Raw genomic sequence first — 20,923 nt, 5'->3', positions numbered from 1 at the left:
TCAACTATAAAAAACATCCTCGTCCATACCGCTGTATTTACCCATATACACAGGCAGGAAAATAATGAACGTTGTTCCCTTCCCGGGCCCACTTTCCGCATCGATGGCGCCATTGTGTTTTCTTATTATACCGTAAGCGATGGAAAGTCCCAGACCTGTACCCCGGCCGGGCTCTTTTGTCGTAAAGAAAGGTTCGAATATATGAGGGAGGTGTTCCTCGTCTATCCCTGTGCCTGTATCTGATACCAAAATCTTCACAGAATTATTAGTACCCGGCATGGTGGTTATCGTGAGCTTTCCTTTGCCCTTCATGGCATCGGCGGCATTGACAAACAGGTTCACAAAAACTTCTTCCAGCCTTGACTTGTCGCCAATTACTTCAGGGAGATTCTCTGCAAGCCGGGTGTCTATTTCTATGCCGTGGAACATGGACTGGTCCTTTACCAGATTAAGGGATGTCTTGATCACATTGTTTATATTGAGAGGGAGCATCTCGCCCGTCGGTGTTCTGGCAAAGTCAAGCAGGTTTTGGACAATTTCTTTGCACCTGTTCGTCTGGTAGATGATCTTCTCCATGTTTTCCCGTGCCGGAGAATCTTCAGCTATATCCTCGAGGACAAGGTTGCTGTAAAGAAGTATCCCCCCCAACGGGTTGTTTATCTCATGGGCCACACCCGCTGCCATTCCACCGAGAGCGGTCAATTTTTCTGTCTTTGCCAGTTGCTGGTGTGCCTTATGTAACTTTTCATCGTGGTCCTTCAGGGATTTGGACATATAATTGAATGCTTCATCCAGCATGTCAAATCCTGAGATTTTATCCGGGGACAGTTTGTAGTCTAAATTGCCGGCAGCGATAGACTCCGCGGCTTCCTTCAGCATGCGTATCCGTTTTATGATGGTATTGCCCAGGTAAAAGGAAATGACAAAGGCTATGGCCATGCCAAGAGACGTTATTCCCAGGTTTATCCAGATAGTATTCCATTTTATGTCCCTGTATTTTGCCTCCAGCAGCCCTACATAGAGGATGCCTATGAGATTTTTATTCATATCGTAGATCGGGGTGTAGGTAGTTATATACCAGTCATCCACCACAAAGGCCCTGCCAACCCAGTCTTTACCTTCCACTATGACCCTGTCATAAACCTCCTTTGACAATGTAGTGCCGATAGCCCTCTTGTTTTCCTTTGTCATGACGTTGGTAGATATTCTTACACCACCCTGAAATATGGTTGCCACACCCATTTCACGGCCTTTGTACTTTTCCCCCTGGTATACGGTTTCTTTTACTTTGTCCACGATGGTATAGTCTTTATTCAGGAGAACACCTCCGACGATAGCCCCCAGCAAATTCTTTTTATTATCAAAGAGGGGATACGCCGCCATCATGACCATACCGTCGGAAAGTTGTTTTTCCCCGGGTTCATAAGAGAGCGGTATTTTTGTGATTTCCATTGTGACCCGCTCGGCAATGCCCGGATTCTCCCTGAGAATTTTTTTTGTGGACATGAGTTCGGTAGAAAATTGCGGCGATTTTTTTTCAAGACAGTTTTTTATGACCGGGGACCAGAGCATACTGTCTCCCCTGATATCCGGGTTCGCCGCCCTGTACAGGACATTCCCGCGGGCATCCACCACCGTGATCATATCAAGGTATATATCATCATCCTGTGTCTCTCTTTTATGTTCATGCCGGATTAAGCCCCGCAAATTTTCCATTTTGGAGTAGTCGCGGCCGGCCATTATCACCTGCAGATCCGATCTCTCTGCAGTAAAGAGAATATGGGAAGCTATCTTCTCCAGGGTCTGATTATAGATCAATTTTGCGGTATTGATGTCCTGCCGAACTCTGTTTTGCACCTCGTCTATGGTACTTTTATTGATCGTCCATATACTAATAAGGGTTGCCACGAATCCTGTAAGAAATGTGGCTATCAAGAACCCCACGACAAGGCGACTTTGGAGATTCAGCTTAAAAAGTTTACCTACGAACCTGTCGATAATTTTCATGGTGTATTTCATGTCTGCAAAATAGTAAATTTGCTTGGATTATATCACGATGGGAATATTTTAATCAATCGGTCTTTGGTAAAACTGAAGATAGGGTATAAAGCCTGCGGTACAGCTCTATATTATTGGAGCACCCCGCCCATAGGGCGGGGTTTCCCGGCCGTCGGGTTCAGCCGATGAGTTTGTTAACCCTGGCGAGGAGTTCCGCAACAGGGATTGGCTTTGCTACGTAATCATCGGCCTGTAAATATTCTCCATCCGTCTCCGGAGAAAACTTGAATCCTGTTTTTTCCGTAACTGCGGTGAGCATCATTATGGGGATCTTTTTGCACTCTTCATCGTGCTTCAGATTGTAGCAGAAGTCGAACCCATCTGTATGTTTATCCATCATCACATCTAAGATGATGAGGTTCGGTCTCTTTTTTTCCACAGCTTTACGCCCGTCATCGATGTTGAGTAAATGATCCACCGCGTAGCCGTTACTTTCCAGCACGATCTTCAGCGCCTCGCCGTAGTCTTTATCATCGTCAATGATGAATATCTTTTTTTTCTCAGACATGGGGACCTCCGAAATTTTATTTTGCAGCAATTTCTTTTACGACTTCAAGGGTTCCGATATGGACAGGGCAATAGTCGGAGCAACGACCACAACCCACGCAACCGCACAGACTCTCCTGGATATCGGTCTTATTGTAGTAAAGGAGCTTGTGTTCATGCCGTCTTTTCAGCCTTGATGCCTGGGTAGATCTGGGGTTGTGGCCGGAAGCCTCGCGGGTAAATCCGCCATAGAGGCATGCATCCCACGTTCTGGCTCTCACACCACGGCCCGGTGCTGTCTCGTGGTCATAGACATTAAAGCACGTGCATGTAGGACAAACAAAAGCGCAGCCGCCACAAACTATACACTTCCGGCCGAAGCGCTCCCAGACTTTCTCATCTGCTGTGCCGTCTTCGAGCCTGTTCATGGCTTCGTTGACCTCATCGACGAGCGGTATGCTCTGGACGGCTTTTTTCTTGAAAGCCTCTATTTTCTCCCTGGCGATGGTATCATCCACATCGATAAACTGACCTGATGACAGTAAATCTTTGCCTTGCTGACTGCCTGCCTCTATCATGAAAACATCATCCATGTCGTAGAACAGTAAATCAAAGCCTTTCTCTGCAACCGGGCCGCTGAATGTTGTGGTGCAGAAACAGGTCTCATTCTGTGGCCCGGGACATGCCATTACAGCAGTTATGGCCGTATCTTTTTTCGCGCTGTAGTAGATATCCTTGCGATCACGGGTCATAAAGCTCACACACTGAAGCAACCCCATCATGTCGCAGGACCGTATCCCGAACAGGATTGTATTGTTTGCCGATACAATCTCACGGAATTCATTATTTACCACTTGAAAGATCACCTCGTTATGGGGAAAGAAAACCGACTTCGGAGGGAGCGGCGGCTTCTTGTAGTCAAGGGTAAATGAATCCTCCTGAAAGGTATCGAATATACAATCTCCCTGGGTTGTTCTCGTTGGGACCAGTACCTGATATTGTTTTGTCCACAACCTGAGCAGATCCTTGACGTTTTCTTTCGCTATTGTCTTCATACGCATCTCCTGACTTTGACTGCACACCCCTTGTATTCAGGTATCTTCGCAACAGGGTCATGTGCCGGGTTCGTGAGCAGGTTTACAGGTGCTTCGTAAAAGTGGAATGTGGAGAATACAACCCGTCTTGGCACCCTCGTGGTAACCTCTGCTTTGGCCTTTATCGAACCCCGTCGCGATGTAAGTTCCACCATATCATTACTCCTTATGCCGAGCCTTTTCGCATCATCGGGATTGATCTCAATGAGCGGTTCGGGAGCTTCCCTTTCCAGTATGCTTACGCGCCGGGTCATGGTGCCGGTATGGAAGTGGTAGGCGATACGTCCCGTGGTAAGCACAAAGTCGTATTCCTCGTCAGGCTCCTCAGCAAGGGGTTTGAAATCACAGGGCAGGAACGTTCCCAGTCCCTTGGAGAACCTATCCCTGTGCAAATACGGTGTGCCCGGATGTTCTTCATTGGGGCAGGGCCACTGAATACCATGGCATTTTTCAAGCCTCTGGTAGGTAATGCCCGCATATGATGGAGTCAGGGCATTGATTTCCTTCATGATATCGGCGGGCGAACGGTAATTCATGGCGTAACCTGCTAACCTGCTTACTTCGCACACGATCTCCCAGTCGGGCCTGGCAAGCCCCGGTGGTGATAGTGCTTTTTTCGAGAGCTGGACCCTTCTCTCTGTATTGGAGTAGGTCCCTTCCCTTTCGGCAAATGATGCGGCGGGAAGCACCACGTCCGCCCTGGATGCGGTTTCAGAGAGAAAGATATCCTGCACCACGAGAAATTCAAGATTGGAGAGGGCATGCTCAATGTGTGAAGTGTCGGGGTCACTCACCATGGGGTTTTCTCCCATGATATAGAGGGCTTTGATGTCTCCTGTCCGCGCAGCTATTATCATGTCTGTGATGGTCAGGCCGGCTTTGTCATCAAGTCCCTGGACACCCCATGCATCCTCGAACTTTTTCTTAATTGCGGGATCAGTAACCGGCTGATAGCCGCTGTATACGTTGGGCAGCGCCCCCATATCGCATGCGCCCTGTACATTGTTCTGCCCCCTCAGCGGATTGACTCCCGTGGATGGTCTTCCAATGTGTCCTGTGAGCATGGCCAAATTTGCACAGGTTTTCACATTATCGGTACCCGTTGTATGCTGGGTTATGCCCATGCAATACACGATCATGGCCTTATCTGCTGTAGCGTATATTCGAGCCGCCGTTTCCAGGTCGTGGGCAGGAACACCGGATATCTTTTCCACTACCCGTGGGGTATAGCGGCTAACCACGGATTTCAGTTGATCAAAACCCTCTGTTCTTGTTTCGACAAACTCCTTATCGTAAAGTTCTTCTTCGATGATGATGTTCATCATACCGTTTAATACGGCCACATCGGTGCCGATATTTTGCCTCAGATGCAAATCGGCAAACTGGGCAAGCTGTATCTCCCTCGGATCAATGAGAAGAAGCTTTGCCCCCCTCTCTTTCGCATTGATTATGCGTGATCCTATCAACGGGTGCTGCGCCGTTGTGTTTGAGCCTGTAACAAGGAACAGATCGGCATCATCAAATTCATTGATGGAATTTGTCATTGCCCCGGATCCAAATGTAGCGGCCAGACCGACCACCGTTGCGCTGTGTCAGAGCCGGGCGCAGTGGTCTACATTGTTGGTGCCGAATACTGCCCGCGCCATCTTCATGAAAAGGTAGTTCTCTTCATTGGTTACTTTTGCGGAACTGAGAAAGGCTAAAGCACGGGGACCATATCGTAACTTTATATCCGTCAATCTCTCAGCGACGATCCTCAATGCCTCGTCCCATGTGCTTTCAACAAGAGTTCCTTGTTTCCTTACCAGCGGCACGGTGAGCCTGTCGGGTGAGTGGATGAACTCATAAGCATTCCAGCCCTTCGCGCAGAGCATCCCCTTATTGACCGGGTTTGAGGGGCTTGGCTCTATACCTACCACCCTTTCGTTTTCTGATACCAGAGTGAAGCCGCATCCGCACCCGCAGAAAGGACATACTGTCGGTGTTCTGGTCATTAAATTGCCTCCTGTATACTTTCGATTTCGGTATAGGGAAAGACGGGACCATCCATACAGCAGTATTTGTCACCGATGGCGCAGTGGCCGCATTTCCCGACGCCGCATTTCATCATCCTTTCTAAAGACATATGGATGTGATCTTTAGAAAATCCCAGACTTAAGAGTTTTTGCAGAACAAAACGGTACATGATCGGGGGACCGCACATAACGGCATACGTGTCTTTCGGAGACAGGGCAGCCCTATCGAACAGTCCCGTCACAACACCCACATACTGCTTCCAGATTCCCTCTTCATCTTTGTCCACACTATAGAGGTACTTAATGTCATCCCTGTCATAAAAGCTTAACAGTTCATACTTGAACAGAACGTTATCAGGGTTGTTCGTTCCATACATCAGGATGATTTCATCGAAATCATCCCTTTTATCAAGGGAATAGAGAAGAAGGGAGCGAAGAGGGGCAAGTCCGAGACCGCCTGCAATGAGCAGAAGCTTGTGACCCTTTAGTTCCTCCACGGGAAAGCCCCTGCCATAAGGGCCGCGAATGTGGAACGTAGACCCTTTTCCCATTTCGAAAAGTGCATTGGTCACTTTTCCGGAGCGCCGAACACATATCTCCAGGGTATCAAGCCTTGTGGATGGCGATGATATACTGATGGGAGCCTCTCCCTTTCCAAAGATAGAGACTTCAATAAACTGTCCCGGTCGATGGCCGAAACTCTCCCATGTTGTTCCGTCCTCAAGCTTCAACTGGAATAACCTGTGATCATTTATTTGAGGTAATGTCCTCACAATGGACACAGGTCGAAGTTCATATATGTTAGCGGTATTACCACCCATAGCCTTACCTCCTCGTCCCGAAAGTTTAGGTCTTTTTTCTAAAGACCGGCGCTCAGATAGGCAATGTATCGCAATTTTAATACCAAAATCATAAATAATTGATATTATATACTATTTAAGTTTGCAGGCATTGCATCACCCATGGTGACGGGGTAAAACACCCCGTCCGCGGGGAGATATCGCCCCGGAAGTCTTCTTGTATTTATTTTGGTTTCACCCTGCAGCTATTTATATATTTTATTGCCGGAGTAATAATTCGGCACCCCGATACAGCTCTTTTATAATCATCAGCTCTAGCCCCCCCATTAGGCGTCCGGTATTTCTGTTAAGAAAAAGGTTGCTATGCCAAGCTTTATAGTATAGATACCAGCCACCTGAAACCACAGGGACCCTCCTTGTGGTTTTATTTTTTTTTGAAAAGGAGTCAGATCAAAGCATGATAAGTGCATCAAACATAACCCTCGCCTACGGCAAGAGGATTCTCTTTAAAGACGTCAACATCCAGTTTACTTCGGGAAACTGCTACGGTCTCATCGGCGCCAACGGCACGGGGAAATCTACCTTTCTCAAGATTCTCTCCGGTGATGTTGAGCCGGACAAGGGTGAAATCGCTATCGGCCGCAGAGAGAGGCTGGCGGTATTACGGCAGGACCAGTTCGCATTCGATGAGGAGACGGTTTTCACCACCGTCATCATGGGTCACGCCACGCTCTATAAAGTGATGGCCGAACGGGAGGCGATCTACGCCAAGGCAGATTTTTCGGATGAAGACGGCATTCGCTCCGCAGAGCTGGAGTCTGATTTTGCCGAAATGAATGGCTACGAAGCCGAAGCCGAGGCGGCAGTGCTTTTAAACGGCATCGGGATACCGGAAGAGCTGCGTAGCAGAAAGATGAAGGAACTGGAGGGTGGTGACAAGGTACGGGTGCTTCTGGCCCAGGCGCTTTTCGGTAATCCGGATGTACTGCTCCTCGATGAACCCACCAACCATCTCGACCTGAAGTCTATCGCCTGGCTGGAAGAATTTCTGAGCCGCTTCCAGAACACGGTGATTGTTGTTTCTCATGACCGACACTTTCTGAATCAGGTTTGCACACATATTGCGGATATCGACTTTGGCAAGATCAAGGTCTACGTGGGAAACTACGACTTCTGGTATCAGGCCAGCCATCTCCACCTGAGGCAGAAGCAGGAGGAGAACCGGAAGGCAACCGACAAGGCCGACGAGCTCAAAGAGTTCATCCGGCGCTTCAGCTCCAACGCCTCCAAGGCGAAGCAGGCCACGTCACGGAAAAGGCTACTGGAGAAGCTTACCCTGGAAGACATACCCATATCTTCAAGGAAATACCCTTATGTCGTCTTCAAGCCCGAAAGACCCTGTGGCGATATCATCCTGGAGATAAAGGGGCTTTCCAAGTCTATCGACGGGCTACCCGTCTTGACTGACATCAATCTGAACGTCCGCAAGGGTGATAATATCGCCTTTGTCGGTGTCAACAGCCAGGCCAAGACGACCCTTTTCCAGATCCTGGCCGGAGAGCTTATGCCGGACAGCGGGAGCTTCCGATGGGGAGTAACGATAACCCCCGCCTATTTTCCGAAGGACAGCAATACCTACTTTGACAATGACTTGAATCTGGTCGAGTGGCTCTGCCAGTATTCACCCCCTGCCGAGGGAGAGAGCTTTGCCAGGGGATTTCTCGGCAGGATGCTTTTTTCCGGAGAAGAGGCGCTGAAAAAGACGCGTGTCCTTTCCGGGGGCGAGCGGGTCCGCTGCATGCTCTCCAGAATGATGCTTACCGGCGCCAACGCCCTCATCATGGATGAACCTACCAATCATCTGGACCTCGAATCGATTACCGCCCTGAACAACGGTCTCGTCGCCTTCACGGAGGTGGTGCTCTTCAGCTCCCACGACCGTGAATTTGTCTCCACTGTGGCAAATCGGATCGTGGAAATTACGCCGGGCGGGATTATCGACAGGATAATGGGATTTGAAGAATACCTGGAAGATCAAGAGATTGCACGGGTACGGGATGAGCTTTTCCAGGGCCGCCATGTCGCTGCTCTCTGATTTAAAAATCTTCTGCCGATAAATATTTTCTTTCCAGAAGCTATACGTATGTAGCGCTCGCAAAAATTCGAGGGTTTGGTCTTAGAACCCCTACGGAGCCCCCAACATTACTGATTATCTCTAACACGACAGCAAACCACAACGAAAAAAGACCCGTTCCAATATTCATGGAAACGGGTCTTTTTGAGAAACTCGCTTTAACAGGTTTCTGCGGTTCTATTTCTTTTTTTTAGCTGGGGCCTTTGCTTTCGGTGCAGCCTTGACAGGCTTCGCTTTCAGATCCTTGAGCGCTTTCCCTGGTGCGAATTTGCCGTTGGTCTTGGCAGCTATCTTAAGTTCTTTGCCGGTCTGAGGATTCCGGCCTATACGGGCGGCACGGGTTACCGCACTGAACGTACCAAAACCGATCAGAGTGACCTTGTCGCCAGCCTTGAGAGCAGCCGTGGTTGCAGCGATGAAGCTGTTGAGTGCCTTCTCAGCTTGAACCTTTGTCAGTTCTGCTCCTTCTGCAATCTTCGCTACGAGTTCTGCTTTTGTCATAATTCCTCCTAAAATTTGATTTGTCTATATATACAGCAAATTAGCCCAGTGTCTACAATAAAATCTTCAATAGGAAGAAATACGCATTAAACGGATGAACCTTTTTTCTATTTTATAATTTGTATCTTTCGATTAAGATATTTGCGTGCATCTTGAAATTTTAGTGTCGTGCCGGGGAGATTGGTCTTGTTTTTTTCAGAAAATATAATGAAGGACGCGATGGCTTATGAGGTCCCCTTACGGGTCGGATGCTTCATTGCCATTTTCATCAGCATGTCCATTTTTGAGTTGTTCTCGCCGCGCCGTGTTCTGACGAGTTCAAAGTCACTCCGGTGGTTCAATAACCTGTCTATCCATGCTTTAAATTCCATTGTGGTCAGAGGTATCTTTCCCTTAATCCCTTTATCTATGGCGGTTCTCGCCGCTGAAAACGGTTGGGGGCTGCTGAACTACTCCATTCTGCCTAAGTGGCAGGCGATTATTATCAGTGTCATCGCCCTCGATTTCATTATTTACCTCCAGCATGTTGTATTTCACGCTGTTCCCCTATTCTGGCGTTTGCATATGGTACACCACACCGACCTGGATATCGACCTGACGTCAGGGATACGCTTCCACCCTGTGGAAATAATCCTTTCTATGATCATCAAGCTGGCGGTCGTTGCCATTTTAGGAGCCCCGCCTCTCGCTGTTTTGATTTTCGAGGTGGTTCTGAACGGCGCCTCCCTGTTCAGTCACAGCAATATTTATATCCCTGAGGGTGTTGACCGTGTTCTCCGGTTGTTCCTCGTGACTCCCGATATGCACCGCGTCCATCACTCCGTCATCATACGCGAAACAAATACCAATTTTGGCTTCAACCTCCCCTGGTGGGACCGTCTTCTTGGAACCTATCAGGAAGAGCCATCGGAAGGGCATGACAAAATGACAATCGGTCTGGGTTATTTCAGGGATGTGAAACGATTGTCCCTGTGGTGGCTTCTGATCATGCCTCTTACGAGAAAAAAGATCGGGAATCTCATCAATCCGGAAAAGGTGGAGAAAAAGTTATAAGAGGAAGAACATGATTTCGATGACAGAAGACAGATGCCTCGTTATGTTTGTTAAATTCCCGGACCGCGGGGAGGTTAAATCCAGAATCAGCCGAGGTTTGGGTGAAGAGATCGCGACTGATCTTTACCGCTGCTTCATAGAAGATTTACTGGAGAAGCTTGCTCAAGGGGCCTACCGGTTCCGAATGGCCTTCCATCCCGAAGGGAAAGAACACGAGATCAGGGAAATGTTCGGGGGCGGGTTTTCCTATATGCCGCAGGAGGGAAAGGATCTGGGTGAAAGGATGAAGCATGCCTTTATCCGATGCTTTTCAGAAGGGTTTTGCTCCGTTGTTGTCATCGGGAGTGACAGCCCCGATCTGCCGGCACAGATTATCAAAAAGTCTTTTCTCGCCCTGGAAGATCACGATGCCGTAATCGGCCCTTCTGCTGATGGGGGTTATTACCTGATCGGATTCACAAGGGAAGCATTCAATCCGGATGTTTTTACCGGTCTTGCGTGGGGTGCAGAGACAATTTATCAAGAGACTATGGACATTTTACATAAAGCCGGAGCCCTGGCACATATACTGCCGGTATGGCAGGATGTCGACAGACCCGAGGATATAACGATTCTCATCAAAAACAGCAAAAAAACAGGATTCGCCGGCTCCAAAACGATTGCATATCTGCGGGACAGGGGGCTTGCATAATACCTCATGATTCCAAAATTTTCTTTCATCATCCCTGTCTTGAACGAAGGAGCGATCATCACCCGGACGATTGAGCATATTTGGTGTTTGCATGCATCCGGCGGCGCTGAGATAATTATCGTTGATGGAGACCCCGAGGGGAAAACAATCGATGTTGCCCGTCATATGGGTGTCAAAGTGGCCATCTCCGAGAAAGGGCGGGGAAACCAGATGAACCGGGGGGCAGCTCTCGCTGCCGGAGAAATCCTCATTTTCCTGCATGTGGACACCACTCTCCCCCCTGATGCCCTGGAACTCATAGAAGCCACAATGCGGGATACATCATGTACGGCAGGCGCCTTTGATCTGGCTATCGATTCAGAAAAACCTGTATTTAGATTAATTGAGAGGGCCGCTTCTCTCCGTTCCCGTGTAACACGCATCCCCTACGGAGATCAGGCTATCTTCATGAGAAGAACCGACTTCAGGGATCTGGACGGTTATAAAAATATCCCCATCATGGAAGACGTCGAAATCATGCAAAGAATCAAGAAAAGGGGAGGGAAAATTTGTATCATCGACAGAGCGGTCCGCACATCTTCACGGCGCTGGGAAAGAGAGGGAATCATTTACACAACCCTCCGGAACTGGCTGCTGCTGACATTATACCTGTCGGGGGTTAAACCGGAAAAACTGGTCCGATTTTACCAATAGGGGAGAAACGGGTTGGCTCATTCCGGCTATCGTAACCATCCGAACCACCGGGTCAATCGTAACGAGATATAACCCAAAGTTGTGAACAGGATAAAAAGAAGGCGTATCCTAATAAGTGTAGTTTAACTTAAAGCCCCCTTGGCAAGAGGGGAGAAAGAAGGATACGCCCATGGAGGATAATGAACGAGATTATCTGGAAAAGCAAGTTAAAGAGGAATCAAAAAGCGCATTGGAATTGATTATTCGGGAAGGCGCCTGTCGGATGTTGCAGGCGGCCATAGAGAATGAGATAGGTGAGTACATTGAGCGTTTCAAGGATGCAAAAGATATTCGTGGTCGGCGCTTGGTTGTAAGGAACGGGTCATTACCGGGAAGAGAGATTGTGACTGGAATTGGGCTATTGGAAGTGAAACAGCCCCGCATTCACGACAAGAGAGAAGGCGAGGCTTTTACCAGCACTATTTTGCCGAGATATATGAGAAGAGTTCCATCAATAGACTCTTTAATACCGGCACTCTATCTTAAGGGGATCTCCACTGGAGATTTCAGCGAGGCATTGGAATCCATATTAGGGAAGAACGCAACGGGGCTTTCTGCCACAAATATTGTTCGATTAAAGAAGCTCTGGGGACAAGATTATGAAAACTGGGCGGGGCGGGATCTTGCCCATAAGCGATACGTTTATTTCTGGGCAGACGGCATTTATTTCAATGTTCGTTTGGGAGATGTGGAGAACAAGCGGCAATGCATCTTGGTCATTATGGGGACATTGGAAGACGGGAAGAAAGAACTTGTTTCCATTCTTGACGGATACCGGGAGAGCAAACAGGCTTGGCAGGAGATGCTGCGCGATCTCAAGCAAAGGGGGCTTAAAGAATGTCCTAAGTTGGCGGTTGGTGACGGCGGCTTGGGATTCTGGGCAGCCCTTCGGGAGGATTTTCCGGAAACGATAGAGCAGCGTTGCTGGGTTCATAAGACTGCCAATGTCCTGGATAAAATGCCAAAGAGCGTTCAACCGAGAGCCAAGGTTCATATCTGCGACATGTATATGGCTCCGACCAGGGATGAAGCCTTTAGAGCCTATGATTATTTCTTATCTCAATATCAGGCAAAATATGAAAAAGCCTGCGAGTGTTTAAGAAAAGACAAAGAAAGCCTTTTTGCTTTTTATGATTTCCCGGCAGAGCACTGGCGTCATATCCGATCTACAAATCCTATAGAATCAACCTTTGCCACTGTGAGGCTTCGCACAAAACGGACAAAAGGTTGTGGCTCAAGATTGGCAACACTTACCATGGTTTTCAAATTGGCCATGGAAGCAGAAAAGACTTGGCAGAGAATCAGGGGGCAGAACCTTATCTGCAAGGTCATTGAAGGAATCAGATTTGTTGATGGTGTAATAATGAAACAGGCTGCTTGAATTTGAAAAGGGTTAGGATACGTTGAAAAATATCTCATCCACAACTATTGACAATATCCCTCGTTGGTTGTTGACATATGTTGATTGAATAATTATACTAAATACCAACACGCGATGTGCTCCCCTTGTTTTTTCTCGATTATGATGTGAGCGGAGTTGTCTGGAGGCAAAAAGATATATTCTAATGCAGCAATGAACAAGGAGGTTTGATTATGTTCAAGGAATTAATGACAATGCCTCATGTGGTACTCGGCGTATTCGGGATTCTCGCTGCTATCTGGGTTGTCGTGGAAGCGGCAAACAGTAGCGAGGCGAATCAGCACAGATTGAAACTGGCCAGTATCGGTACAACGCTATTCATGTGGCTTGCCTATCTGATGGGCGGCTGGTGGTATATCGTCTATTACGGAGCTGCCGAAAGTAGCAGCGATAAATCGATCATCCTGGCCGGTCCATGGAAATGGTCTCACTCGTTTTTCATGGAGGCGAAGGAGCATATTTTCTTCATGATAATCCTTTTGAGCATCCTGCTTCCCATCGTCACTTTCCGCAACCAGATTTTCAAAGACAAGAAAATCAGGAATTTGACCATCGTGATCGCATTGACGATCGTTGTTCTGGGACTGGGAATGGAAGGTTTCGGTGCAATGATCAGCAAAGGGGTCAAAATGAGCCTGATGGGAGGGAAATAACATGGAAAAGCGATCTGAGAATCAAGCATGGGACAAGTTGTCCGTCGGGTTTGGGGTATCGTTTCTGATCGCAAGCATTTTCAACGCCCTGCTGATCGTTGCCAAAGAAACCTATGCCCCTTTGAAGGCCTGGATGAAATCCCTTTTCGGCCATCACTGGACGACCCACGGGATTTTTGTCATCGTCCTGTTTATCGTTCTGGGATATATTTTTTCCAAAGCCGACCTGGACAAGAAGATCGATGCGGACAAAACCTCCGGCATGGTCATTGCCGGAACGGTGTTGGGGGGATTGATCATTGTAGGATTCTTCTTCAATCATCTTTTTGAATAACCGGTTTCGTCTGAAGATTTTACGGGCGACAGAGCGACGAGTTTCTAATGGTGAATAAGGACGGATTTTATTCTTGAGATAGTTTGTTTGAATCAAGTAGACCGGTTTTCCCCGATACTAGATGTAGGGGTTTGTTTTCTGTGTTAATCTCCTTTTTCTGATGAATATTCCGCATTCCTATCATAAATATCGAACAAATAACTCAATGATTACGTATAGAAATCATTTGCCTTCGTCGAGGTTGACGATTTGTGGATAACAGGAAGGACTGAAGTCCTCGATAGTGCTGCAGACCCCGCAGTACCGCACCTTCTGCTCTCCCCTGTTCGGTATGTGCGAGCACATGGTGGCCAGCCATTCAATTGCATCAAAGATCTTCTTGCCTTTCCGATCTGTCGCTGTATAGACTTCTTTTTTCAATTTGCTTTATCAGGCCGTTAAAAATTATATTATGAAGCGGAAGGAAAATATACCAGTATGACATTCCTGCTAACGTATCCGTATCATAATATGCCGTGATCGACAGCTTGTTTTTACCGTCATCCTGAGGCATTATCATGAATTCAAGCCATCCCCTTCCAGGCAGTTTCATTTCCGCCCGGAGCAAAAGTCTCTGGTTTTTCCTGATATCTTCAACACGCCAGAAATCTATGACATCATTTATTTTCAGATTTACGTCGCTGCGTCGCCCCCGCTGTGAACCGACTCCCAGGAGCAACCTGTCGACCATCCCTCTGAGCCACCACATCCAGTTGCCTTGGAACCAGCCTTCCTTACCTCCAACCCTGCACAAAGATTCAAACAGCGCTGATGCGCTTTTTTCTGTGATGATCGAATACGATGCAGTGTAATAGGGAAGTTTCCCCAGTTCATGGAGTTTCAGGGCAAGGCTGTGGTTCTTTGGATATGCATCGGACCATCTTGTGTATACTTTGTCCTGTTCTTCCCTCAGCAGCGCCCGCTCTACCGCCTCCCTGTAGGTTAAGGTTTCAAAGGGGATAATTTCCCTGATAGAATCATTTTGACAGATTACTTCATTTTTTAATCCTTCAATGAGAGAATGGATGATCGGGGCAGGAACAGGGGTAATCAGGCTTGCAATATATGAGTAGAAGCGCAGGTTGGAAAACGGGAGACTGGCAAATGTCCGTTTTTTACCCATAACCATGGCAAACAGTTCCAGCATCTGCCGGTAGGTTAAGATATTTTTCCCCCCGATGTCGAATGATTTACCCGATGTTGCCGGCGTCTCCAGGCATCCTACCAGGTATTTTATAACATCGCGGATGGCAATCGGCTGACACCGGGTGTTGGTCCACCTGGGCACATTAATGACGGGAATCTTTTTTACGATGTGCTTGATAATTTCATAGGAGGCGCTTCCCGATCCAATGATGATTGCAGCCCTGAGGACGGTGACAGGAACAGTCCCTTTTTTGAGTTCTTCCGCCACCTGGATCCTGCTGTGCAGGTGGTCGGACAGGTTAGTGGTAATGTCTCCCAGCCCTCCGAGATAGATGATTCGTTGTACGTTGTTTTCCTCGGCAACCCGCATGAAATTATGTGCGGCATGGTTGTCAGCATCATGAAAACCCTGCGGTCCAAGGAGCAGAGAATGTATCAGATAAAAGGCCGTGTGTATGCCATTGAGTGCAGTTCCCAGAGTTTCATATTTAAGAGCATCGGCAATGACCACCTCGGCGTCCGGCCAGAGGTTTTGGTACTGAACGGCATTATCTCGCACCATCATCCGCACCTGATAGCCCCGTGCACGCAGTTCATGGATGAGCCTCCCCCCTATGTATCCGGAGGCGCCGGTTACCAGAATTTTTACATTTCCCGACAGCGGCCTGGTGGGAAGATCCGTACAAAAGAGGTCTTTCTGATCAGGGGAAAAGGACTGTTCCATATATGGTTCCATTTAATGGTTTTTCCCTTGTTGTTGTTTTTGAGCCGAGTAGACCGGTTTCTCCAGATACAATGGGTTAAGGTTTGTTTTCTCTATTGCCGCCTGGTTTCTCGGAGGTACGTCACGATTTGAACCATGTATCGGTTGGCCCACAGCCCCCAAAGAACAGGTCATTCATATCATAATCATTGAGAAAATAATATCAATGATTACGTAATGAAGTCCTGCATATTCATCAAAGTCGACGGTTTGTGGATTTCAGGAAGCACTGTAGGCTCTGATAATGTTACAGAATCTTTAGCACCACACCATCTGCTCATCCATGTTCGGTATGTGAGAACACATGGCGGCCAGCGACTCCAGGGCATACCCCGTACTTAATACGAGGGTGCCCAAGATTCTGCATCAGTCCGGCCAGTTTATTGAAAGCCCGGGCCATATAAATCCGTCAAGAATCGTCGGGGTCATTGCGAAGAGTATCCCACAATGTGCAAGGGTGCGTCGTAGAGTCTCTTTTTGTCAATACGCTGTAGATGCGGCAATTTTATCTCATCACAGGCATAGTCATATTTGGTGTATGTCAGGAAATAAAGACTCGTGAGATGGCGCCTATCACGACAAAAATAATGATCGCTGCGATGATTACGGCAACCGTGTACCCTATGGATTTTTCTTTTGGAGATTTCATGAGAACAGGTAACCCTACATAAAGGAGATATAGACCATATAACCCCAAAATACCGAGGATCCCAAAGACAGGGATGAGCGCGAAAATACCGACCAACCAACCCGGTGTATAAGAATACGTGGCCAGCTTGAAGGCCTGGTCGATATTTTTCTCCCCTGAAAAGGTAGGGGCAAGGGCATCGATAATGAAGGCGAGGACATATACACCACCAAGGGTGAGACCGTACTGAACGATCGCATGCAGAATACCTGTTGTTATCGGTACCCTGTAGGTTCCTCCAACAGGCAAGCTCACGCCCACAAGAGACAGACCTATAAAAGCGGCAACCGGTCCGATGGCTGCCAATAAAATAATATAGTTTGTATATAGCTCGGCAATAGGTGTCGTTTCCCCCGCAATGGTCTGCCATTCCTCTTGTGGCCTAAGCAAAATTCCTTTGATACGTTCAGTGATATTCATGTTTTCCCCTCCTAGGTATTTGTTAATAAAATCCAAGAAGAACTTCCTCTTTGCTTGGGGCAGTATAAGTAGAACAGACTTTTATGTCAATGAGATATTGGCTGACCATCAGATACTGTTTGCCATCTGAAATCAGCAACTTTTCATGACTCTGCCGAATTGTGGATAACAGAAGTACGCATGAACCGGATGAACCTTATTTTATTGTTTTTCCTGAAGCTTTTTGCGGGCAATCCTGACGAGGACGCCCACAAGGACAACCGCGGAAACAAAGACACCGATAAGCGCCCAGGGGACTCTTCCCTGACGCAATCCGCTGATCACTGCGTCCGTTCCGACGACATACAGGAGTGTTCCCGGCAGCATGCACAGCCATGACCAGAAGATGTACGTCCCGAGGCGGACTCGTGTCAACCCGAACCCGTAATTGAGGAGGTTGAAGGGGAAAAGAGGAACGAGACGGGTGAGGGCTACAATGATTGCCCCGTGTTCCTCTGTCATACGGTCGAGTTTTTGAAACTTCTTATTTTTCGAGAGCCACTCGGTCACGATATTCCTGGCCAGATAGCGGGCGATAAGGAAAGCCAGAGTGGCCCCGATGGTTGATGCAATACTGACCCAGAGTACACCGAAAACCGACCCGAAAAGGGCGCCGGCAGCGACGGTAATGGCCGAACCGGGAATAGCGGCGACCGTAGCGACTATGTAAAGCGTAATGAAAGCCACGGGCCCCCAGTAACCAAGGGAGACAATCCAATCCCTTATGTCTCCGAGTTTCTCACCGATTCCCCATATCCTAACCAAAATTAAGACCACAGCGACGGCCAGGATAATTATTCCTTTTTTCCAATGAGGCGACATTCGAAAGCTCCGGGATCAGCCTTTTGACTGAGGATTTTTTGTCCGATACATCCACGCTTCTATTCAGACTGTTTCCTGAAGTTATTTCCTATACTCCAGGCCTTACCTGCATTTTCACCGACCCTCCAGTAATTATTGTCAGGCATGGTTAAAGTAAAGGGATTCATTTTTTTGATGTCAGGTTTGCCGTCGGTCAGATAACGCCCTTCGGTATATGTCTCGATGATTTCGCCGATGAACAGGGTATTTGAAGGCAGATCTACAGCATTAAATAGTTTGCACTCCATGCAGAGGGGACATTCTCGTATCATGGGGGCAGCGGGTAGATTACCGTAAAAAACATCAAACAATTTCGATTTGTCGACTTTTTCTCCGGAAACCAGTCCGCAATAATCCACTTTTTCTATAAGGTCGATACCCGGAATGTTCACACTGAAGGTTTTGTTTTTATGGATACCTGCATTCGTATAATGAAATTTACCCAGTGCCACGGCAATCATGGGAGGATTGAAGTTTACCCGCGACACCCAGCCTACGGCCATGAAATTAGCCCGATCATCGATAACCGTGCCGACCAGAACCATGGGCATGGGATACACGAAAGGATTGTTCCCGATTTTGACCTTATTCATGACTTACCTCCTTATTCATTTAATTGTTTTTTTTGTTAGACAGGTTCAAGCCATTCCAGCCAGCGGGAGTGGCCGCTGCAATTCGCAAGATGCCGGTGAGCTTTCACACCATCGATATATGACAGTAGTTCAAGCCGCGGATACTTATATTTATCCGACAAGTCTATTGAAATGCAACAGATATCACGTTGTGATCCGTAATCTGCTATGATGTTCGCAATACCATTGCGTGCTTCCGGTGACATCTGATTACTGACAAAGGTATGGAACAGGCAAGGAAGCGCTTCCGGGGGTACGGTCTCCATGATACCGGGCAAGAGTTCGAGGGCGTCACCCTTACACAACTCCGGGGGGCTATTCCAGGCTGTCTCTATGGCGCGATGAAGAAGCTCAAAACGGGCAGCATGTTCAGGCCAGATGAAGGCCCTAAGCCAGTTGACTGCCGATTCGTCCCGTATATCGATGGGGTTTAAGTCAATGCCGATACGTGAGGTTATCTGCGGAAATGTTTTTGAAAATGGGGGTCTATTGTCTCCGCGCAACGTACAGGTTAACTGGAGGAGCGATTCCCTTTTTCCATAGAAAAGCCCGTTTCCGTAATCATACCCGTAGTGATCCCAGAGAAGGTTAAGCCCGGCGCTGGCTCCGATCTCCACAAGAGCCAGCGGGAGCCCTTTTGCCTGTCGGGCAACAATGCCGAACGCGGGCAGGAGACATGCGCACCGCCGGACCTCATTGGTCTGTACGTGATGCGTTGTGATGAGATTCTCGATCTCATCCTGATGCTGAAAACAAAAATCGCGGAAGACAGGGTAAATATCCGTTTCGGTGGTACAAGGTTCAGGATTTATGTCGGGATACAATGCCGCAAGCGGGTGGGTTGCACCATCGAGCAACAGGTAATGAACTGCCGCCAGAAAAATCATCGGTACGGGTTTCGAAATGGCGCCTGATGCAAGCGTAAGCAGTTCCGGGTCTGTGCTGATGCCCATAGATAATTTCTCGTACAGCGGTGAAGCTCCGCGAAACTCGTGGATAGCGCTGTGGGCAAAGCTCGTTGCAATCTCTTGTAATTGTGGTTTCCCGATGGGCATTCATCAGTCTCCAGTAAACCGTTCTATTGCTTGATCAATGTCTTTGACTTAAGAATATTATCTCTTTCAAGTCCCCCTTTGTAAAGGGGGATTCAGGGGGATTTTAATTGCATTCCGTAAAATCTCCCCCCACCCCTCTTTAGAAAAGAGGGGGGCCAAAGTGCTTAAGTCAATGACATTGATTGCTTGATAACATATGATAAATACAGTATATACGTCAACCGGAATGGTGGATGAACATAAATAAAAGCATAGGAAGATATTAGGTGAGAGAACATGGCTGTGAAAGGCGATCAGGAAATTTCTTTCACGGTTGAGGAACGCATCACACCGGAATTCTTATATAAATATTGTAAACTCGATCCGAAAAATAAAAAGAACCTTCAGCGAATATTTACGCACAACGAATTGTACTTTTCTTCTCCACGGCAATTCAACGATCCTTTCGATTGCCGGGTTCAGGCATCCTTCGATGCGACTGATGACGATTGGGAGGATTACCTGAACGGCATGCTGAAAGACAGACATCCGGAATGGGATTATGAAGAGCGGCAAGCTTTTGTCAGTCAGCTAATCAGGGGCGGGTGGCGGGAAGATCCCGGGACAAAACAAAAAATAGTAAATGACGTCCAGGACGCAGTCAATAAGATCGGGGTATTTTGCCTTTCGGAAGTTCGGGATAATATACTCATGTGGTCTCATTATGCTGACGGTCACAGAGGTTTTTGCCTCCAATTTCACATTAAACCAGCGTTTTATCCTTTTGGAGAGTTGCTGTTTAAAGTAGAGTATCCATCATTATATCCACAGATAAACATCGTGAGAAATCGTGAAGATCAGACGCGAACGGTTCTTTGGACCAAGTCGGATTTTTGGAAGTATGAGAAAGAGTGGCGAATCCTGGACCCTGACAAAGGGCCGGGGAAACACATCTTTCCGGCGGAAATGCTGACAGGTGTACTATTCGGTTGCGGGATGCCGCATGAAGACAGGCAATTGATCAGGGAATGGGCGAAAGGCAGAAAAGTTCCTCTGAAGTTATATCAAACAACGAAGAAAGAAAAAGAATTCGGGTTAGAGATAATAAAAACGATCGGGTAAGGCAGAGGTAACACGGAAGGGAAAATATACATCGCGCTCATTTAAACAAGTATCACCCTCACCCCAACCCTTGTATGTTAGAGTTATCCACAACAAAGAGAGCGTACATGCCAATAGATTTTCTTATTCTCGTGGCATGTACGGGCTCTTTGCTGTGGGTAACTCGGCAAGTAAAAAACATAATGTAAGATCATCGGTTCCTTGTTAT

Annotated in this window: 19 protein-coding genes; 8 read left to right on the top strand and 11 right to left on the bottom strand. The window is 47.7% G+C overall.

Features of this window, described 5'->3' with window-relative positions; all coding sequences use genetic code 11:
• The 5 genes from NTW12_06940 to NTW12_06920 all read right to left on the bottom strand — a co-directional run bounded on the left by NTW12_06940 (position 1) and on the right by NTW12_06920 (position 6,474).
• A complete protein-coding gene (locus NTW12_06940; GenBank protein MCX5846080.1) occupies positions 1 to 2,007 on the bottom strand; it encodes a cache domain-containing protein in 2,007 nt (668 codons plus the stop codon).
• Positions 2,008 to 2,176: 169 nt separating this feature from the next.
• Complete coding sequence (locus tag NTW12_06935) at positions 2,177 to 2,566, bottom strand: response regulator (protein ID MCX5846079.1); 390 nt, start codon at positions 2,564 to 2,566, stop codon at positions 2,177 to 2,179.
• A 16-nt stretch (positions 2,567 to 2,582) separates the two neighbouring features.
• Positions 2,583 to 3,599, bottom strand: a complete 1,017-nt coding sequence (locus tag NTW12_06930) for a 4Fe-4S dicluster domain-containing protein (GenBank protein ID MCX5846078.1) — start codon at positions 3,597 to 3,599, stop codon at positions 2,583 to 2,585.
• Complete coding sequence (gene fdhF / locus NTW12_06925) at positions 3,596 to 5,632, bottom strand: formate dehydrogenase subunit alpha (GenBank protein MCX5846077.1); 2,037 nt, start codon at positions 5,630 to 5,632, stop codon at positions 3,596 to 3,598. The genes NTW12_06930 and fdhF overlap by 4 nt, the downstream gene beginning before the upstream one ends.
• Positions 5,632 to 6,474, bottom strand: coding sequence for an FAD/NAD(P)-binding protein (locus NTW12_06920; GenBank protein ID MCX5846076.1), 843 nt, complete (start codon positions 6,472 to 6,474; stop codon positions 5,632 to 5,634). Before NTW12_06920 ends, fdhF begins: the two co-directional genes overlap by 1 nt.
• A gap of 436 nt (positions 6,475 to 6,910) precedes the next feature.
• Between NTW12_06920 and NTW12_06915 the strand changes: the two genes are divergently transcribed.
• The gene (locus tag NTW12_06915; protein MCX5846075.1) at positions 6,911 to 8,548 is read left to right on the top strand and encodes an ATP-binding cassette domain-containing protein; all 1,638 of its coding nucleotides are present in this window, start codon (positions 6,911 to 6,913) and stop codon (positions 8,546 to 8,548) included.
• Positions 8,549 to 8,764: 216 nt separating this feature from the next.
• Here NTW12_06915 and NTW12_06910 read toward each other — a convergent pair whose 3' ends face one another.
• Entirely contained in the window at positions 8,765 to 9,088 is a 324-nt protein-coding gene (locus NTW12_06910) for an HU family DNA-binding protein (GenBank protein ID MCX5846074.1), read from the bottom strand.
• Positions 9,089 to 9,307: 219 nt separating this feature from the next.
• Between NTW12_06910 and NTW12_06905 the strand changes: the two genes are divergently transcribed.
• From NTW12_06905 to NTW12_06880, 6 genes are all read left to right on the top strand, one after another.
• On the top strand, positions 9,308 to 10,141 hold the full coding sequence (locus tag NTW12_06905) for a sterol desaturase family protein (GenBank protein MCX5846073.1): 834 nt from the start codon (positions 9,308 to 9,310) through the stop codon (positions 10,139 to 10,141).
• A gap of 10 nt (positions 10,142 to 10,151) precedes the next feature.
• On the top strand, positions 10,152 to 10,832 hold the full coding sequence (locus tag NTW12_06900) for a TIGR04282 family arsenosugar biosynthesis glycosyltransferase (protein ID MCX5846072.1): 681 nt from the start codon (positions 10,152 to 10,154) through the stop codon (positions 10,830 to 10,832).
• 6 nt (positions 10,833 to 10,838) lie between these two features.
• Entirely contained in the window at positions 10,839 to 11,525 is a 687-nt protein-coding gene (locus tag NTW12_06895; protein MCX5846071.1) for a TIGR04283 family arsenosugar biosynthesis glycosyltransferase, read from the top strand.
• 169 nt (positions 11,526 to 11,694) lie between these two features.
• A complete protein-coding gene (locus NTW12_06890; protein MCX5846070.1) occupies positions 11,695 to 12,945 on the top strand; it encodes an IS256 family transposase in 1,251 nt (416 codons plus the stop codon).
• Positions 12,946 to 13,157: 212 nt separating this feature from the next.
• The gene (locus tag NTW12_06885; protein ID MCX5846069.1) at positions 13,158 to 13,637 is read left to right on the top strand and encodes a hypothetical protein; all 480 of its coding nucleotides are present in this window, start codon (positions 13,158 to 13,160) and stop codon (positions 13,635 to 13,637) included.
• A gap of 1 nt (position 13,638) precedes the next feature.
• A complete protein-coding gene (locus tag NTW12_06880) occupies positions 13,639 to 13,971 on the top strand; it encodes a hypothetical protein (protein ID MCX5846068.1) in 333 nt (110 codons plus the stop codon).
• 367 nt (positions 13,972 to 14,338) lie between these two features.
• On the opposite strand, the gene NTW12_06875 is transcribed toward NTW12_06880, so the two are convergent.
• The 5 genes from NTW12_06875 to NTW12_06855 form a co-directional block, all read right to left on the bottom strand.
• A complete protein-coding gene (locus NTW12_06875; protein ID MCX5846067.1) occupies positions 14,339 to 15,892 on the bottom strand; it encodes an SDR family oxidoreductase in 1,554 nt (517 codons plus the stop codon).
• 568 nt (positions 15,893 to 16,460) lie between these two features.
• A complete protein-coding gene (locus NTW12_06870) occupies positions 16,461 to 17,027 on the bottom strand; it encodes a Yip1 family protein (protein MCX5846066.1) in 567 nt (188 codons plus the stop codon).
• Positions 17,028 to 17,228: 201 nt separating this feature from the next.
• Positions 17,229 to 17,888 carry a TVP38/TMEM64 family protein gene (locus NTW12_06865; protein MCX5846065.1) on the bottom strand — a complete coding sequence of 220 codons (660 nt, stop codon included), beginning with the start codon at positions 17,886 to 17,888 and terminating at the stop codon, positions 17,229 to 17,231.
• A gap of 59 nt (positions 17,889 to 17,947) precedes the next feature.
• Entirely contained in the window at positions 17,948 to 18,520 is a 573-nt protein-coding gene (locus NTW12_06860) for a flavin reductase family protein (protein ID MCX5846064.1), read from the bottom strand.
• 35 nt (positions 18,521 to 18,555) lie between these two features.
• The gene (locus NTW12_06855; protein MCX5846063.1) at positions 18,556 to 19,614 is read right to left on the bottom strand and encodes a DUF2332 domain-containing protein; all 1,059 of its coding nucleotides are present in this window, start codon (positions 19,612 to 19,614) and stop codon (positions 18,556 to 18,558) included.
• A 276-nt stretch (positions 19,615 to 19,890) separates the two neighbouring features.
• Between NTW12_06855 and NTW12_06850 the strand changes: the two genes are divergently transcribed.
• Positions 19,891 to 20,715 carry a DUF2971 domain-containing protein gene (locus NTW12_06850; GenBank protein ID MCX5846062.1) on the top strand — a complete coding sequence of 275 codons (825 nt, stop codon included), beginning with the start codon at positions 19,891 to 19,893 and terminating at the stop codon, positions 20,713 to 20,715.
• Positions 20,716 to 20,923 lie beyond the last annotated feature (208 nt).

It is taken from the genome of Deltaproteobacteria bacterium, from assembly GCA_026388545.1.
GTDB lineage: Bacteria > Desulfobacterota > Syntrophia > Syntrophales > UBA2185 > JAPLJS01.
Note: the sequence above shows the minus strand (reverse complement) of the source record. Positions and strands in the feature narration are given on the sequence as shown.